Genomic DNA, 16,261 nt, shown 5'->3' with positions numbered 1-16,261 from the left:
CTTAAGCTGAGGCGCGCAGCAGCGGTCGTTCCAGCATCAATGGGACATCCGAGGCGGGCCGCGGCTTGCTGAACAGATAGCCCTGCGCCTGGGTGCAACCCTCGCGCCTGAGCAGCTCGAGCTGCGCGGCGTTCTCGACGCCCTCCGCGGTGGTCACGATGCCGAGGCTGCGACCAAGGCCCGTCACGGCGCGGATGATCGCCATGGAATCCTCGCGCGTCGCAAGCTCCGACACGAAGGACCGGTCGATCTTGATCTTGTCGAACGGGAAGCTGCGCAGATAGCTCAGCGACGAATAGCCGGTGCCGAAATCGTCGAGCGAGATCCGCACGCCCATGGCGCGCAGCTCGTGCAGAGTGGTCAGCGTCGCCTCGCTGTTCTGGAGCAGCACGGATTCGGTGATCTCCAGTTCGAGACGGTCCGCGTTGAGTCCCGTGGCGGCCAGCGCGTCGGTCACGGATGCGATCAGGTTCGGGCTCTTGAACTGCACCGGCGACAGGTTGACGGCGATGTCGACATCGTCCGGCCAGGTGGCCGCATCAGCGCAGGCGCTGCGCAGCACGAACTCGCCGAGCTGGACAATGAGGCCGGTCTCCTCGGCCAGCGGAATGAAGTTGAGGGGGGCGATCAGGCCGCGCTGCGGATGATTCCAGCGCAGCAGCGCCTCGAAGGCGACGACGCGATCGCTGGCGACGTCGCGGATCGGCTGATAGTAGGCCTCGAATTCGTTGCGTTGCAGCGCTGCGCGCAAATCCATCTCCAGCAGGCGCCGCGCCTGCGCGCGCGCATCCATCCCGGTCTCGAAGAAACGATAGGTGCCGCGGCCGTCCGCCTTGGCGCGGTACAGCGCGAGGTCGGCGTTCTTGAGCAGTTCGTCCGGATTGCTGCCATCCTGCGGCGACAACGAGATGCCGATCGAGACACCTATGATGATCTGATGGTCGTCGATCTCATAAGGCGCGGAGATCACCTCGACGAGCCGGCCGGCGAGGAACCTGGCTGCCGCTTCCTCCGACCGTCCGATCTGGACCACCGCGAACTCGTCGCCGCCAAGCCGCGCCACGGTGTCGTTCTCGCCGACGGTCGCCTTCAGCCTGCGGCCGACCTCCTTGAGCAGCGCATCGCCGATGGGATGGCCGAGCGAGTCGTTGATGTCCTTGAAGTGGTCGAGATCGAGGCAGAGCACCGCGAGCTGGTCGCTCGAACCCGCCAGGCGCAGTCCCTGCACGAGCTGCTCGTGGAATAGCACGCGGTTGGGCAGACTGGTCAACGCGTCATGGCGCGCCATGTGCGAGATCTTGGCCTGGGCCTCCAGCCATTCGGTGATGTCCTCGAAGGTCGCGACCCAGCCGCCACCTTGCATCGGCTGGTTGACGACGCGGATGGAGCGGCCGAACCGGTTGACGACGTCGGTCGTGGTGCGGCCTTCCCGCGCATCGGCCACGAGGCGCGCGAAGAATTCGTCCGCCTCGCCCTGCCACTGGCCGTTGGCCTGCTCTTCCCTGAGCACGTCGACCAGCAGGCGGCCGGTGAGTGCGATGTCGGTGCGACGAAGCATGGCCGCGTAGCGTTCGTTGAACAGCATGATCTTGCCGTCCGCGTCGAACATGCACAGGCCCTGCGACATGTTCTCGAGCGCGCTGTCCAGCACGACTTGCTGACGTCCGAGCTCGCCCTTGGCACGGCGGTCGAGCACGGCGGCCGCGAGCGCGATCGCGATGATCGCGACTGCGGCGCTGGCGGTCAGAATGGACAAGGACGCCGGCGGGATCGACAGGCCGCTGATGACGATCGCCGGATCCGGCGTCAGCTCCACGGCGCCCATGGCGGTGAAATGATGTGAGACGATGGCGACTGTCAGCAGGACCGTCGCACTGAGTGCACCGGCGAGGCTGTCGCGTCGCCTTGCGACGACCAGCGCAAGCGACCCAAAGACGATGCCGAGGACGATCGAGGCTGTCACGGTGCCGGTCGCCCAGCCGATATGCGCCGGGATTTCGAGCGCCATCATGCCGGTGTAGTGCATGGCCGCAACGCCGCTGCCAACGACGGCGCCACCGAGCGCAATCGAGATCGTCCGCGTCGCCGACACCGAGATGCTCAGCCCGATGAAAGTGACCGCGATCGCAAAGATCAGCGACAGCACCGTCACCGGAATGTTGTAGGCGCCGCCCGCGCCGGGCCCGTAGGCCTGCATGGCGATGAAATGGGTTGCCCAGATTCCGCTGCCGGCGACGACGGCATCAAGCGCGATCCACGAGACGCGAGCCCCCCCGATCGCCGCACGCGCGCGGTGAAACAGGCTGATGGCTGCCGCGCTCGCGAGCAGACATACCGCGCCGCCGAGTGCGACCAGACGCCAATCATGCTGGTCCGTGAGACAGTAAAGAACTTGATACATTGCCGGCCTCTATCCAGCCTGCACTAGAGACCGCAGAGGTGGATAGTCGGTAACCGGCTATGTACTGGCTCCCCGGATGGTGAACGCAGGATGTGTGCGTTTGCTCACATTGGGGAGACGGGGCAGGAACGAAGACGCCGCGCGTCCGGCGCGCGGCGTCTCGCCCGATGCCTGGCCTCAGCCCGCCGCCCGCAGATTCACCTTGCTCTCGGCAAGCGTCGTCAGCTTCTTGTCGGTCGCCTTCTCTTCCTCGAGCGTCTTGGCAAGTACGGCAGCGCAGTCGTTGCGGCCGAGCTGCTTGGCCCAGGCGATCAGGCTGCCGTAGCGGACGATCTCGTAGTGTTCGGCAGCCTGCGCCGCGTTGATCAGCGCGGCGTCCAGCACCGCCTTGTCGGCGACTTCGCCGGCGGTCTCGTCGGCTTCCTCGATGATGCCGTCGATCGCGGGGCAATCGACCGCCTTCACCTCTGCGCCATGCATCTTGAACACTTCCTCGAGCCGCTTGACGTGCTGCCTGGTTTCTTCGAGGTGCGTCAAAAAGCCCTGCTTCAACTGCGGATCGGTCGCCTTATCTGCCATTTTCGGCAGCGCCTTGGTGAGTTGCTGCTCGGCGTAATAGATGTCCTGAAGCTGATGCACGAACAAATCGTTCATGGTCTTGATGTCTTTTGTGAACAGTCCCATCGGTCCGATCCTCTCGGGTTTCGGGAACACGGAGGCATCGGCTTGCACGAAAAGCCGCCTATTCCGCCATGTTCGATTGCTGATGAGGCGCTAACGAGCGCATGGCATCGACGTTCCAAAAAAGTCCCGCACCGCTTGCGCTGGAACAATGCCGCCGGTGGGCGGATCTGAAACCATGCCGACATCCGAACGCGCGATCCGGGCCGGACTTGCGACTCATATGCTTAACGCGCCGCCGATGTGAACCGCGTATGACAAAAGTAGCCGGTGTGGCGCAGAACCTATCGTTGTCAAGGGCTGCACAAGCCGCTGTTTTTGCCTTAAATGAGCTACATCATGCCTAGCGATCGAAGCCCATTTCGGGCAGTGATCGTACCCGACCGGCCAATGTCTGGCCCGGTCGGTCTTGCCCCCGCCGGGAGGATGAATGCACGGACTGCTGCCCGCGCTGAAACGCGGCTTCAAGAGATGGATCGGCTGGCGACGGCTTGGCATTGCCGCGAGCGTCTTCATCATCGCCTTCGCGATCACGACGCTTGTGCGCACTCTCAAACACATCGATACCGGCGTCATCCTGACGGCGTTGACCGAGATTCCCCGCGCCAATATCGGCCTGGCGGCGATCTGCGTTGTCTTCGCCTTCTGTACGCTCACCTTCTACGACTTTTTTGCACTGCGAACGATCGGCAAGAAACACGTTCCCTATCGCATTGCAGCACTCTCGAGCTTCACGTCCTATTCGATCGGCCACAACATCGGCGCCACCGTCTTTACCGGTGGCGCGATCCGTTTCCGGATCTATTCGGACTACGGACTGAACGCGATCGACGTCGCCAAAATCTGCTTCCTGTCCGGACTGACCTTCTGGCTCGGTAACATCTTCGTGCTCTCGATCGGCATGGTCATCCATCCGGATGCCGCCTCATCGATGGATCAGCTGCCGTCGTCGATCAATCGGCTGATCGCGTTCGGCGGCCTCGCCTCGATCGGCGCCTATCTGGTCTGGCTCTGCATGGGCGAGAAGCGCCGCGAGCTCGGCCAGAAGGGCTGGAAGGTGGCACTGCCCTCGGCGCCGCTGACGCTGGTGCAGATCCTGATCGGCGTGGTCGACCTCGGCTTCTGCGCCACGGCGATGTACCTGCTGATGCCGGCCAATCCGCCGATCGACTTCATGTCGCTGGCGGTGGTGTTCATCCTGGCGACGCTGATCGGCTTTGCCAGCCACGCGCCCGGCTCGATCGGCGTGTTCGATGTCGCCATGCTGGTCGCGCTGCCCGAATACGGCCGCGAGCAGCTGCTGGCGACGCTCCTGGTCTTCCGCATCCTCTATTTCGTGATCCCGTTCGGCCTCGCCATCTCCATCATGGGCACGCGCGAGCTCTGGATGAACGTGGTCAAGCCGTGGCAGGAGCGGCGGCGGCTGGCCGAGGCCTGCGCCCAGGGCAATCTGCCCAAGCAGGTGGCCGAGATGGAGCGCGAACGGGCGCTGCGACAGGTCAGCAAGCGCTGAGCCGCCGGAGGGCGGCCCGCAAGATCATCGGACAAAGGTTGCAGGCGGCAGAGCAATGCTCTCTTATTTCCGCCTCAACTTTGCCGTTGAAGACGCGGGCCATGATCTCAGTATTCCTTCGTACCTTCTCCGCCAGCGCCGTGCTGCTTGTCGGGATTCTGACCGTTTTGCCGCTTCCGCGCGCCACCGCGCAGGACGCCGGCGCGATGCAAATATCCTGGGAGGTGCGCAATCGCTTCCGGCTGTTCCGGGAAGAGCGTGATTTCCAGCTCCATGTCGAGAATGCGCGTAACCGCAGCATCCTCGCCGCCGAGCAGTCGCTGGAGCTCCAGAGCGAGGGCCGCGGCTGGGCCCGCAACATGGTCAACCGGCTCTGCATCGACCTTCAGGGCCGGGTCAACCAGCCCTGCACCCGCGACAACGTCAAAGAGAACTACATCACGCCCGTCGACCACCCGGTCACGGTGCGGCTGACCGGCGCGGTGCCGGTCGGGGCCACCTGCGCCTGGTCGTTCGAGGACGGCGACGGACCGCAGACCTCGACCTTCGACTGCGCCGAGCCGATCAATTTACGCGTCCGCTACGGCAAGCAGACGGTCGCAAGCGTCGACGTCTCCTCCGGCGCCGATCCGACCCAGCGCGTCCAGACCGAGATCCAGGTCCGCGACGTCTTCATCGCCGGTCTCGGGGACAGCATCGCCTCCGGCGAAGGCAATCCGGACCGGCCGCTGCCGCTGTCGGACGAAGGCTTCTGCTTCCGCTCCTATCTAGGCACTGCCGGCGGAGGCCAATACTACCGGCCGAGCCGGGCTGGATATAAGGGCGGGCGCGCCTGCGAGGCGCCGGATACGCTCGCCAACTGGCAGCACTACAGCGCGCTCTGGTTCAACTCGCCCTGCCATCGCTCGCTCTACAGCTACCAGGCCCGCACCGCGCTGGCGCTCGCGGTGCGCTACACCCACATCGCCGTGACCTTCCTGCCGCTCGCCTGCACCGGCGCCAGCATCAGCGACGGGTTGCTCGGCTCGCAGCGCGCCCGCGAATGCCCGCCCGGCAAAACCGGCGTCTGCAACACCAGCGTCAACGCGCAGGTCGCCGAGCTGCGCGAGGCACTTACCGCGGCGAGGAAGCGCCAGCCGGACCGCAACCTCGACCTCGTGCTGCTGTCGGTCGGCGCCAACGACATCTACTTCTCCGGCCTCGTCGCCGACGTCATCGTCGAGACCGCGACCGAGCGCGCGCTGTTCCGCCGCTCCGGCGTGATGGCGAGCGTCGACGATTCCCGCGATGCGCTGGCGCGCGAGCTGCCGCAGAATTTCGTCAAGCTACGTGAAGCGCTGAAGCCGCTGGTCGGCGGCGACCTCTCGCACGTGGTTTACGTCTCCTACGCCAATCCGGCGCTCGCCGACGGCGGCGCACCGTGCCGTGGCGGCCGCGGCGGCTTCGACATCCATCCGTCCTTCAACGCCGATCCGCAGCGGCTTACCCGCGTCTCGACCTTCGTCGACACTGAATTCCTGCCGCAGCTGAAGGGGCTCGCCACCTGCACGCGCGGCGCGCTGTGCCGCGATCCCGAAGCCGACCGCATGACCTTCGTGGATTCGCATCAGGCCGCGTTTGCCGATCACGGTTTTTGCGCGCATTCGGGCAACGATCCCGAATTCGACCGCTCGTGTTTCGCCGAGAACGGCAAGAGCTTCAATCCCGACATCGTGGCCGCGGCGAGCCAGCCGATGCTGTGCGGCCGCGGCGCCTCGGAATACCGCGCCTACCTGCCCCGCGCACGCTGGATCCGCGATGCCAATGACAGCTATTTCGCCGCGATGACCTATCCGCAAGGCCTGCCGGCGGCGAGCCAGCCGACCGACATCCACGATGCGACCTGGGGCGTGCTCTCGGCGGTGTATGGCGGCGCCGTGCATCCCAGCGCGGAAGGCCATGCTGCGATGGCTGATGCCACACTGCCGGCTGCGAGCACCGTGCTCGGGCTGGATGCGGTGCCGCCGGGCGTGACGCGCAGCCTGCTCGCACCGCTATTGCCGAGCGCGCAGCAGTAGAAGCAAGAGCGAGCTCTCTCCTTCCGTCATTGCGAGCGCAGCGAAGCAATCCAGAGTCCCTCCGCGGAAAGATTCTGGATTGCTTCGCTGCGCTCGCAATGACGAGATTGGGGATCGCATCTCGGCTCTCACGCCACCGTCGTTCCCACCCACCTGCCGTTCCATCAATCCAAAAACGGTATCAATCGATACCCCTTTGAGCTTGGACACTTTGCCGCGCGCGCCTCTAGGAGTCGTCGTGAGGAAACATTTCAAGTTCTAAGGAGGCGCGTGATGAGCGCAGTGGTGTCCGCAACGGACGTGAGGAGGTCTCGCGTCAGGTTGTTCATCGTGACCATGTTGTTCCTGGTCACGACCGTCAACTATGCCGACCGCGCCACGCTGTCGATCGCGGGCCCCGCGCTCTCCAAGGAGCTGCATCTCGATCCCATCGCCATGGGCTGGATCTTCTCGGCTTTCGGCTGGTCCTATGTCGCAGCCCAAGTGCCGGGCGGCTGGCTGCTCGACCGCTACGGCTCGCGCCTCGTCTATGCCTTCAGCATCATCGTCTGGTCGCTGTTCACGATGATGCAGGGCTGGGTCGGCTTCCTCAGCGCCGGCACGGCGATCACCGTGCTGTTCGCGCTTCGCCTCCTGGTCGGCGTCGCGGAAGCGCCGTCCTTCCCCGCCAATGCCCGCATCGTCGCGGCCTGGTTTCCAGGCAATGAGCGCGGCACCGCGTCGGCCTTCTTCAATTCGGGGCAGTATTTCGCGACCGTGATCTTCGCGCCGCTGATGGGCTGGATCGCGCATGATTACGGCTGGCGCTACGTGTTCTTCGTGATGGGCGGGCTCGGCGTCATCATGGGCCTGGCCTGGATCAAGACGGTGTACGGCCCGAAGGAGCATCCCGGCATCAACGAGGCCGAGTTCGACTACATCAAGGAGGGAGGCGCGCTGGTCGATCTCGACGCGCCCAAAGACGATCTGAAGCACGCGCGCGCGCCCGAGTCCGGCTCCGGGTGGGACCACATCCGCCAGCTGCTCTCCAACCGCATGATGCTCGGCGTCTATCTCGGCCAGTACTGCATCAACACGCTGACCTATTTCTTCCTGACCTGGTTCCCGGTCTACCTCGTCAAGGAGCGCGGCCTGTCGATCCTGCAGGCCGGTTTCGTCGCGACGCTGCCGGCGCTGTGCGGCTTCATCGGCGGCGTGCTCGGCGGCATCATCTCGGATGCGATCCTGCGCAAGACGGGCTCGCTGACCATGGCGCGCAAGATTCCGATCGTCGGCGGCATGCTGCTGTCGATGTCGATCATCGCCTGCAACTATGTCGACGGCCAGGCGCTGGTGGTCGGCTTCATGGCGCTCGCCTTCTTCGGCAAGGGCATCGGCGCACTCGGCTGGGCTGTCGTCTCCGACACCTCGCCCAAGGAAGCCGGCGGCGTCTCCGGCGGACTGTTCAACAGTTTCGGCAACCTCTCCTCGATCACCACCCCGATCGTGATCGGCTACATCCTGGCCGCGACCGGCTCCTTCAACGGGGCGCTGGTGTTCGTCGGCGCCAATGCGCTGGTGGCGGCGTTCGCCTACCTCGTGATCGTCGGCAAGATCGAGCGGGTGGTGCTCAAACGTTCCTCCTGAGCGCTCCGAGTAATCGGAGCGGGACAGGCAACTCAACGGCGGCTTCTTCAGCCGCCGTCTTTGTTTTGGGAGTGATCGATGCTAGAAGTGCCGGGGAAACGCCTTATTCATCTAAGGCATGTATCGATGTTCGACCTCAACCAGCTCCGCTGTTTCGTCACAGTCGCGGAGGAATTGCATTTCGGCCGCGCCGCCGTGCGGCTGAACATGACCCAGCCGCCGCTGTCGCGGCAGATCCAGGTGCTCGAGCACATCATCGACGCTCCGCTGCTCGAGCGCACCAGCCGTTCGGTGCGCCTGACACCGGCGGGGCGCAGCTTCCTGCCGGAGGCGCGGCGCATCCTGAAGCTTGCGGAAAGCGCCTCCCAGGTCGCCCGCCGCATCGCACTCGGGAAGACCGGCTCGCTGAAGATCGGCTTCACGGCCGCCGCCGCCTACGGCTTCCTCCCCGAGCTCGTCGCGGCCTGCCGCGCCAGGCTGCCCGAGGTCGATTTCTCGCTGAAGGAGATGGTCTCGGGCGACCAGTTCGAGGCGCTGACCTCGGGCCAGATCGACGCAGGTTTGCTGCGGCCGCCGATCGCGCGCCCCGAGCTGACCAGCCGCCGCGTCGTCGCCGAGCCCCTGCTCGCCGCGATCCCGAAGAAACATCCGCTGGCGAATGCGGAGAGCATCACCATCAAGGATTTCGACGGCCAGCCCTTCGTGATGTATTCGCCCTATGAGAGCCGCTACTTCCACGATCTGCTGGTGGCGCTGTTCACCCGCGCCGACATCCTGCCGCGCTATGTCCAGCATCTGAGCCAGATCCACTCGATCCTCGCCATGGTGCGCGCCGGCCTCGGCCTTGCCATCGTGCCGGCGGCGGCGGCGAGCCTGAAGATCGCGGACGTGCGGCTGCGCCCCCTGAAGCTGCGCACGCGTGTTCCCGTCGAGCTGTTCATGGTCTGGCGCCGCGACAACGAGGATCCGCTGCTGGCGGCGCTGGTCAAAATCGCCGGCGAATTGTCCTCCGCGGAGGTGATGGAGGATTGATGCTCAATCCGCATCGGTCGATATAGGCTTTGGCTTGGACGCGCATCGAACGGTCTCCTAAACCACGGCGCATGGACGCGCAGGCCTCAAGCCCGCGTCCTCCACAACACGCAATCAGGGAGCAGCGCTCGTGAGCAAGATGACCCCCCAGGAAATGGCCCAGAAGATCGGATCGGGCCTCCTGTCCTTCCCCGTCACGCCGTTCAAGGCTGACTATTCCTTCGACGAGGCGACCTATCGCGCCAACATGGACTGGCTGTGCGGCTATGATGTCGCCGGCCTGTTCGCTGCCGGCGGCACCGGCGAGTTCTTCTCGCTGACGCCGTCTGAAGTGCCGCAGGTGGTCAAGATCGCCGTCGACGAGACCAAGGGCCGCGTCCCCGTGCTCGCCGGCACCGGCTACGGCACCGCCACCGCGCGCGAGATCGCGATCGGCGCGGAAAAGGCCGGCGCCGACGGCCTGCTGCTGCTGCCGCCCTATCTCACCCATGCCGAGCAGGACGGCCTTGCCGCCCATGTCGAGGCGATCTGCGCCTCCGTGAAGATCGGCGTCATCGTCTACAACCGCGACAACGCCATCCTCCAGCCGGACACGCTGGCCCGCCTCGCCGAGCGCTGCCCGAACCTCGTCGGCTACAAGGACGGCATCGGCGACATCGAGCTGATGACCCGCGTCTACACCAAGCTCGGCGATCGCCTGACCTATGTCGGCGGCCTCCCGACCGCGGAAACCTTCGCGCTGCCCTATCTGGACATGGGCGTGACGACCTATTCCTCGGCCGTGTTCAACTTCGTGCCGGAGTTCGCGACCAACTTCTACGCAGCGGTTCGCAAGCGCGACCATGAGACGATCAATGCCGGGCTGAAGAACTTCATCCTGCCGCTGATCGCGATCCGCAACCGCAAGAAGGGTTACGCGGTCTCGATCATCAAGGCCGGCATGAAGGTGATCGGCCGCGATTCCGGTCCGGTCCGCCCGCCGCTCACCGATTTGACCGAGCAGGAGATAGCGGAAGTGGCCGCGCTGGTGAAAAATCTGCCCGCCATCCGATCGTCACAACAAGCTGCAGAATAAGAGACAACAGGGAGGAGCGTGCGATGGCCCAGACTGATATCTCTGGCGCACCAATCGTCACATCGATGCAGGTGATCCCGGTCGCCGGCCGCGACAGCATGCTCCTCAATCTGAGCGGCGCGCATGCGCCGTTCTTCACCCGCAACATCGTCATCCTCACCGACAATGCCGGCCACACCGGCGTCGGCGAGGTGCCGGGCGGGCAAAAGATCTGGCAGACCCTCCAGGACGCCAGGGATCTCGTGATCGGCAAGACCGTCGGCGCGATGAATAACATTTTGGCCGACATCCGCACCGCCTTCGCCGACCGCGACGCCGGCGGCCGCGGCAAGCAGACTTTTGATCTCCGCGTCATGATCCATGCGGTCACGGCGATCGAATCCGCGCTGCTCGACCTGCTCGGCCAGCATCTCAATTTGCCGGTCGCAGCGCTTCTCGGCGAAGGCCAGCAGCGCAAGAGCGTCGAGACGCTCGGCTATCTCTTCTTCGTCGGCGATATCAGCAAGTCGAAGCTGAATTACGTCCAGGGCGAGACCGGCAAGCCCGACTGGTTCAACCTTCGCCATCGGCAGGCGATGACGCCGGACACCGTGGTGCGGCTCGCTGAGGCCACCCACGACCACTACGGCTTCGCCGACTTCAAGCTCAAGGGCGGCGTGCTCCGCGGCGAGCAGGAGATCGAGGCCGTCGCCGCGATCGCCAAGCGGTTCCCCAACGCACGCGTGACCCTCGATCCCAACGGCGCCTGGTCGCTCGACGAGGCGATCAGCCTCTGCAAGAACATGCACGGCATCCTCGCTTATGCCGAGGACCCCTGCGGTGCCGAGGCCGGATTCTCCGGCCGCGAGATCATGGCCGAGTTCCGCCGCGCCACGGGGCTTCCGACGGCGACCAACATGATCGCCACCGACTGGCGCCAGCTCTCCCATGCCCTGCGCCTCGGCGCGGTGGACATTCCGCTGGCCGATCCCCATTTCTGGACCATGCAGGGATCGGTGCGCGTCGCCCAGACCTGCCGCGACAACGGCCTGACCTGGGGATCGCACTCCAACAACCACTTTGACATCTCGCTCGCCATGTTCACCCATGTCGGCGCCGCAGCCCCCGGCAAGGTCACCGCGATCGACACCCACTGGATCTGGCAGGACGGCCAGGCGCTCACGAGAGAGCCGCTCCAGATCAAGGGCGGCAAGATCGCCGTGCCTGACAGGCCGGGCCTCGGCATCGAGATCGACCGCGCGGCCATCGAGGCCGCGCATGAACTCTACAAGAAGCATGGACTCGGCGCCCGCGATGACGCTACAGCCATGCAGGATTTGATCCCCGGCTGGACGTTTGACGACAAGCGTCCTTGCCTGGTTCGTTAAAAATTCTGGAGGAATGAGATGACTGCGATCCTGAAGAACTTCATCGGCGGCGAATGGGTCGACGGCTCCGGCGTCACCAAGAACATCAACCCCTCCAACACCAATGATCTCGTCGGCGAATACGCCAAGGCCGACAAGGCGCAGACCGAGAAGGCAATCGCCGCCGCCAAGGCCGCCTTCCCCGCCTGGGCGCAGTCGACGCCGCAGGTGCGCTATGACGCGCTGAACAAGATTTCTCTCGAGATCATCGCCCGCAAGGAAGAGCTTGGTCGTCTTCTGGCGCGCGAGGAAGGCAAGACGCTCCCGGAGGGTATCGGCGAGGTCGCGCGCGCCGGCCAGATCTTTGCGTTCTTTGCAGGTGAAGCGCTGCGCCTGATCGGCGAAAAGGGCGCGTCTGTCCGTCCCGGCCTCGACGTTGAGCTCACCCGCGAGCCGGTCGGCGTCATCGGCATGATCACGCCCTGGAATTTCCCGATTGCGATCCCCGCCTGGAAGATCGCGCCCGCACTCTGCTACGGCAACACCGTGGTGTTCAAGCCGGCTGAGCTGGTGCCGGGCTCGGCGCATGCGCTGTCCGAGATCATCACCCGCTCCGGCATTCCCGCCGGCGTGTTCAACCTTGTGGTCGGCTCCGGCTCGGTGGTCGGCCAGACCCTGCTTGAGCATCCGGATGTCGCCGGGATCTCCTTCACCGGCTCGGTGCAGACCGGCCGCAAGATCGCGCAGGCCTGCGTGCTCTCGAACCCGATGAAGAAATTCCAGCTCGAGATGGGCGGCAAGAATCCGCTGGTCGTGCTCGACGACGCCGACCTGAAGACCGCCGTCGAAGTCGCCATCAACGGCTCCTATTTCTCGACCGGCCAGCGCTGCACGGCGTCCTCGCGCCTGATCGTCACCGAGGGCATCCACGACCGCTTCGTCGCGGCGATGACCGAGCGCTTGAGCGGCCTGACGGTGGACGACGCGCTCAAGGCCGGCGTGCATATCGGCCCGGTGGTCGACCAGAGCCAGCTCGACCAGGACCTGCGCTACATCAAGATCGGCCAGGACGAGGGCGCAAAGCTCGCCTTCGGCGGCGAGCTGCTCAAGCGCGAGACGCCCGGTCATTACCTTCAGCCGGCGCTGTTCACCGAGGCCAACAACAACATGCGCATCTCGCGCGAGGAGGTCTTCGGTCCCGTCGCCGCCGTGATCCGCGCCAAGAACTACGACGAGGCGCTGGCGATCTCCAACGACACCGAGTTCGGCCTCGCCTCCGGCATCTGCACGAGCAGCCTGAAATACGCCTCGCACTACAAGCGCAACAGCGAGTCCGGCATGGTGATGGTCAATCTGCCGACCGCCGGCGTCGACTATCACGTGCCGTTCGGTGGCCGGAAGGGCTCGAGCTACGGCGCCCGCGAGCAGGGCTCCTATGCGCGCGAGTTCTACACGACGGTGAAGACGGCCTATACCTTTCCGGGTTGATAGGCCACGATCGTAGGGTGGATTAGCGTAAGCGTAATCCACCTCTTCTGCTTCCGCGGATAGAGATATTGGTGGGTTACGCCTTCGGCTAACCCACCCTACACTTCGGAGTCCTCCCATGGACCAGGACGTCGCAGCGAAAGAGCAGCCCCGCTACATCAAGCTCAACGAGCGCGACAATGTCGCGATCGTGGTCAATGATTTCGGGCTTCCCGCCGGCTCCCGCTTCGCCTGCGGGCTGACGCTGCGCGCCTTCGTGCCGCAGGGGCACAAGACGGCACTGGTCGATATCGCGGAAGGCACACCGATCATCCGCTATGGCGAGGTGATCGGTCACGCGCTCTTGCCGATCCTGGCCGGCGAATGGGTCGATGAAGCCCGCATTCGCATGCCAGAGGCCCCTGACCTCGACAAGCTCGAGATCTCCACGGCCGTCCCCGCACCACTGCCGCCGCTCGAAGGTTTTACCTTCGAGGGTTTTCGCAATACCGACGGTTCGGTCGGCACCAAGAACATCCTCGGCATCTCCTCCTCCGTGCAATGCGTCAAGGGCACGATGGAATATGCGGTGAAGCGCATCCGCACTGAACTCTTGCCAAAATATCCGAACGTCGACGACGTCGTGCCATTGACGCACGCCTATGGCTGCGGCGTCGCGATCAATGCGCCCGATGCGGTGATACCGATCCGCACGCTGCAAAATATCGCGCAGAACCCGAACTTTGGCGGCGAGATTCTGGTCATCAGCCTCGGCTGCGAGAAGCTCGCACCGGAGCGGCTGGTGCCCGAAGGCATCAGCGACGCCATCGTGCGGATGCAGGACGAAGCCTTCGACGGCTTTGGTGCCATCGTCGATGCGATCATGACCCAGGCCGAAGCCCGCCTGAAGATCCTCAACAAGCGCACCCGCGAGACCTGCCCGGCCGCCGATCTCGTCATCGGCCTGCAATGCGGCGGCAGCGACGCGTTCTCCGGCGTCACCGCCAACCCCGCCCTCGGCTTCGCAGCGGACCTGCTGGTGCGCGCCGGTGCCACCGTGATGTTCTCGGAAGTGACGGAAGTGCGCGACGCCATCCAGCTCCTCACCCGCCGCGCCATCAACGAGGATGTCGGGCGCGCGCTGGTGCGCGAGATGGCCTGGTACGATTCTTATCTCGCACGCGGCGGCGCCGATCGCAGCGCCAACACCACGCCCGGCAACAAGAAGGGCGGCCTCGCCAATATCGTCGAGAAGTCATTGGGCTCGATTGTGAAGTCCGGCTCGTCCGCGATCACCGGCGTGCTTTCGCCCGGCGAGAGGGCGACGCGGAAGGGCATGCTGTTTGCGGCAACGCCCGCCTCCGACTTCATCTGCGGCACGCTCCAGCTTGCCTCCGGCATGACGCTGCAAGTGTTCACCACCGGCCGCGGCACGCCCTATGGTCTTGCGGCTGCGCCCGTGATCAAGGTCGCGACCCGCACCGAGCTCGCACGACGCTGGAAGGATTTGATCGATTTCGACGCCGGCGGCATCGCCACCGGCGAGAAGACCATCGAGGAAACCGGCTGGGACCTGTTCCGCCTGATCCTCGACGTCGCTAGCGGCCGGACAAAACCGTGGTCGGATCGCTGGGGCATCCACAACGATCTCACGCTGTTCAATCCTGCGCCGGTGACCTGAAGGCCGGCAAGCGCACCCACAAGAGGACGTCTCAATGTCCCGCATCACGACACTGCGCACGATCCGCATCGACGAGCGGCCCAACCTGATCTGGGTCGAGATCGAGACCGATGAAGGGCTGACGGGCCTCGGTGAAAGCTTTCGCGGCGCGCAAGCCGTCGAGGCCGCCGTGCACGAGCTCGCGGCACCGCTGGTGCTCGGCCAGGACTCGCGCCGCATCGAAGCGATCTCGCGCCAGTTACTGACGCCCTATCTCGGCTTTCACAGCGTCAGCGCCGAGGTCCGCGCGGCAAGCGCCATCGACATCGCGCTGTGGGACATCAAGGGCCAGCGCCACGGCATTCCCGTGCACGAGGCGCTCGGCGGCGCGAGCCGGCTGGAGATCCGCGCCTACAACACCTGCGCCGGCTATGCCTATAACACCAAGAGCGCGAGACGCCGTGAAATCGGCGCTGATGATGCCGCGCTCGGCCCCTATGACGACCAGGTCGCCTTCATGCGCGACGCTGGTGCACTCGCCGAGAGCCTGCTCAGCGAAGGCTACGGCGCCATGAAGATCTGGCCGTTCGATCCGTTTGCCGCCAACGGGGGCCATTCGATCTCGCTCACCGACCTCAAGATCGGGCTTGAGCCATTCCGAAAAATCCGAGATGCGGTCGGCGATCGCATCGAGATCATGTGCGAGCTGCATAGCCTGTGGGGCACGCACAGCGCCGAACGGATCTGCCGCGCACTCGAAGACTACGGCGTGTTCTGGGTCGAGGATCCCCTCAACAAGATGGACGATGTGCAAGGCCTCGCGGACCTCAGGCGGCGCGTGAAAACACCGATCTGCGGCAGTGAGACGTTGGCCGGCGCGGCGAGCTTCCGCAATCTGCTCGCGGCCGACGCCGTCGACGTGGTGATGCTCGACATCGCCTGGTGCGGCGGCCTGAGCGAAGCGCGCAAGATTGCGGCGCTGGCGGAGGCCTACAACAAGCCGCTTGCGCCGCACGACTGTACCGGTCCGGTGGCGCTGATGGCCGGCCTGCATCTGGCGCTGCATACTCCGACCGCGATTTTCCAGGAAGTCGTGCGCGCGACGCTGTCGACCTGGTATCGCGATCTCGTCACGGCGCTGCCCGCCGTGAACAACGGCATCGTGTTGGCGCCGACCACGCCTGGCCTCGGGCTCGCCCTCAATCCGGACCTGCGCCGACGTGCTGATGCAGTGGTGCGAGAGTCCAAAGTCGGCGCGTGAAGCGGGATCGTCGGTTTTTCGCGAAACCGTCCGGAAACATTGGCGCGGAAAACTTCGTCCTCGTTTCGTGCCGTCGTATCACGCAACCAAATTTATCCGCTGGCAGCGATCGAATGTTCGCATACAAGCGAACCTGTTGCCG

11 protein-coding genes are annotated in these 16,261 nt (G+C 64.9%); 9 read left to right on the top strand and 2 right to left on the bottom strand.

Annotation, left to right across the window (positions count from 1 at the left end):
• Position 1 precedes the first annotated feature (1 nt).
• Positions 2-2,401, bottom strand: coding sequence for a bifunctional diguanylate cyclase/phosphodiesterase (locus BMW89_RS05020; RefSeq protein WP_092023229.1), 2,400 nt, complete (start codon positions 2,399-2,401; stop codon positions 2-4).
• A gap of 177 nt (positions 2,402-2,578) precedes the next feature.
• Positions 2,579-3,085: a YciE/YciF ferroxidase family protein gene (locus tag BMW89_RS05015; RefSeq protein WP_092023431.1), complete on the bottom strand. Its 507-nt coding sequence runs from the start codon at positions 3,083-3,085 to the stop codon at positions 2,579-2,581.
• 427 nt (positions 3,086-3,512) lie between these two features.
• Between BMW89_RS05015 and BMW89_RS05010 the strand changes: the two genes are divergently transcribed.
• The 9 genes from BMW89_RS05010 (at position 3,513) to BMW89_RS04970 (ending at position 16,119) form a co-directional block, all read left to right on the top strand.
• A complete protein-coding gene (locus tag BMW89_RS05010) occupies positions 3,513-4,595 on the top strand; it encodes a lysylphosphatidylglycerol synthase transmembrane domain-containing protein (protein ID WP_092023227.1) in 1,083 nt (360 codons plus the stop codon).
• 101 nt (positions 4,596-4,696) lie between these two features.
• Positions 4,697-6,652 (top strand): SGNH/GDSL hydrolase family protein, encoded by a 1,956-nt coding sequence (locus BMW89_RS05005; RefSeq protein WP_092023429.1) that lies wholly within the window; start codon positions 4,697-4,699, stop codon positions 6,650-6,652.
• A 273-nt stretch (positions 6,653-6,925) separates the two neighbouring features.
• On the top strand, positions 6,926-8,278 hold the full coding sequence (locus BMW89_RS05000; protein ID WP_177195824.1) for an MFS transporter: 1,353 nt from the start codon (positions 6,926-6,928) through the stop codon (positions 8,276-8,278).
• Between the two features lie 126 nt (positions 8,279-8,404).
• Positions 8,405-9,310 (top strand): LysR family transcriptional regulator, encoded by a 906-nt coding sequence (locus BMW89_RS04995; RefSeq protein WP_092023223.1) that lies wholly within the window; start codon positions 8,405-8,407, stop codon positions 9,308-9,310.
• 130 nt (positions 9,311-9,440) lie between these two features.
• Positions 9,441-10,385, top strand: a complete 945-nt coding sequence (kdgD, locus tag BMW89_RS04990; RefSeq protein WP_092023221.1) for a 5-dehydro-4-deoxyglucarate dehydratase — start codon at positions 9,441-9,443, stop codon at positions 10,383-10,385.
• Between the two features lie 23 nt (positions 10,386-10,408).
• Positions 10,409-11,752 (top strand): glucarate dehydratase, encoded by a 1,344-nt coding sequence (gene gudD / locus BMW89_RS04985; RefSeq protein WP_092023219.1) that lies wholly within the window; start codon positions 10,409-10,411, stop codon positions 11,750-11,752.
• Positions 11,753-11,770: 18 nt separating this feature from the next.
• Positions 11,771-13,219 (top strand): aldehyde dehydrogenase family protein, encoded by a 1,449-nt coding sequence (locus tag BMW89_RS04980; protein WP_092023217.1) that lies wholly within the window; start codon positions 11,771-11,773, stop codon positions 13,217-13,219.
• Between the two features lie 118 nt (positions 13,220-13,337).
• Positions 13,338-14,879 (top strand): galactarate dehydratase, encoded by a 1,542-nt coding sequence (gene garD / locus BMW89_RS04975; protein ID WP_092023215.1) that lies wholly within the window; start codon positions 13,338-13,340, stop codon positions 14,877-14,879.
• A gap of 34 nt (positions 14,880-14,913) precedes the next feature.
• Positions 14,914-16,119, top strand: coding sequence for a mandelate racemase/muconate lactonizing enzyme family protein (locus BMW89_RS04970; RefSeq protein ID WP_092023213.1), 1,206 nt, complete (start codon positions 14,914-14,916; stop codon positions 16,117-16,119).
• Positions 16,120-16,261: the final 142 nt, after the last annotated feature.

Origin of the sequence: Bradyrhizobium sp. OK095, assembly GCF_900109945.1 — a bacterium.
Lineage (GTDB): Bacteria > Pseudomonadota > Alphaproteobacteria > Rhizobiales > Xanthobacteraceae > Bradyrhizobium.
Note: the sequence above shows the minus strand (reverse complement) of the source record. Positions and strands in the feature narration are given on the sequence as shown.

Excerpts from the sequence above, each read along its gene's own strand:
- BMW89_RS05000 (WP_177195824.1), top strand. The coding sequence starts at position 6,926 with ATGAGCGCAGTGGTGTCCGCAACGGACGTGAGGAGGTCTCGCGTCAGG.
- BMW89_RS05015 (WP_092023431.1), bottom strand. The coding sequence starts at position 3,085 with ATGGGACTGTTCACAAAAGACATCAAGACCATGAACGATTTGTTCGTG.
- BMW89_RS05005 (WP_092023429.1), top strand. The coding sequence starts at position 4,697 with ATGATCTCAGTATTCCTTCGTACCTTCTCCGCCAGCGCCGTGCTGCTT.
- BMW89_RS05010 (WP_092023227.1), top strand. The coding sequence starts at position 3,513 with ATGCACGGACTGCTGCCCGCGCTGAAACGCGGCTTCAAGAGATGGATC.
- BMW89_RS04970 (WP_092023213.1), top strand. The coding sequence starts at position 14,914 with ATGTCCCGCATCACGACACTGCGCACGATCCGCATCGACGAGCGGCCC.
- gudD (WP_092023219.1), top strand. The coding sequence starts at position 10,409 with ATGGCCCAGACTGATATCTCTGGCGCACCAATCGTCACATCGATGCAG.
- BMW89_RS04995 (WP_092023223.1), top strand. The coding sequence starts at position 8,405 with ATGTTCGACCTCAACCAGCTCCGCTGTTTCGTCACAGTCGCGGAGGAA.
- garD (WP_092023215.1), top strand. The coding sequence starts at position 13,338 with ATGGACCAGGACGTCGCAGCGAAAGAGCAGCCCCGCTACATCAAGCTC.
- BMW89_RS04980 (WP_092023217.1), top strand. The coding sequence starts at position 11,771 with ATGACTGCGATCCTGAAGAACTTCATCGGCGGCGAATGGGTCGACGGC.
- BMW89_RS05020 (WP_092023229.1), bottom strand. The coding sequence starts at position 2,401 with ATGTATCAAGTTCTTTACTGTCTCACGGACCAGCATGATTGGCGTCTG.